Here is a 596-nt window from a genome sequence, read left to right as displayed (position 1 = left end):
ACCCTGGGCGACCCGATCGAGGCACAGGCGCTGCTCGCCACGTACGGGCAGCAGCGGTCGGGCGACGAGCCGCTGTGGCTGAGTTCGCTCAAGTCCAACATCGGGCACACCCAGGCAGCGGCCGGCATCGCCGGCGTCATCAAGACGGTCCTCGCCCTGCGCGAGGGCGTGCTGCCCAGGACGCTGCACGCGGACGAGCCCAGCCCCGAGGTGGACTGGGACGCGGGCGCCGTACGCCTGCTCGACCAGGCCCGCCCGTGGCCGCGCACCGGCGCCCCGCGCCGGGCCGCCGTCTCCGCCTTCGGTATCAGCGGCACCAACGCGCACCTGATCCTCGAAGAGGCGGCACCCGAGACCGCCCCCGTACGGCGGGAAGCCGAGGCGCCGACCGGTACGGAGCCGGCCGCCACCCCGGAGTCGGCCGGGCGGGAGCTGGGCGGGCTCGTCCCGTGGGTGCTCTCGGCGCGTAGCCCGCGGGCGTTGTGCGGCCAGGCGGAGCGGCTGCGCGACTTCGCCGCGGCCCACCCCGACCTCGCGGACGCCGACATCGCCGCGTCCCTGGTGCGCGGTCGCGCCACCTTCGACCACCGCGCGGT

Annotated in this window: 1 protein-coding gene; it reads left to right on the top strand. The window is 76.5% G+C overall.

The window, feature by feature from the left end:
- Positions 1–596: ketoacyl-synthetase C-terminal extension domain-containing protein (locus KUM32_RS41580; protein WP_217146814.1), on the top strand; the 596-nt coding region annotated here is incomplete at both ends.

This window comes from Streptomyces sp. AC627_RSS907 (genome assembly GCF_019049165.1).
Note: the sequence above shows the minus strand (reverse complement) of the source record. Positions and strands in the feature narration are given on the sequence as shown.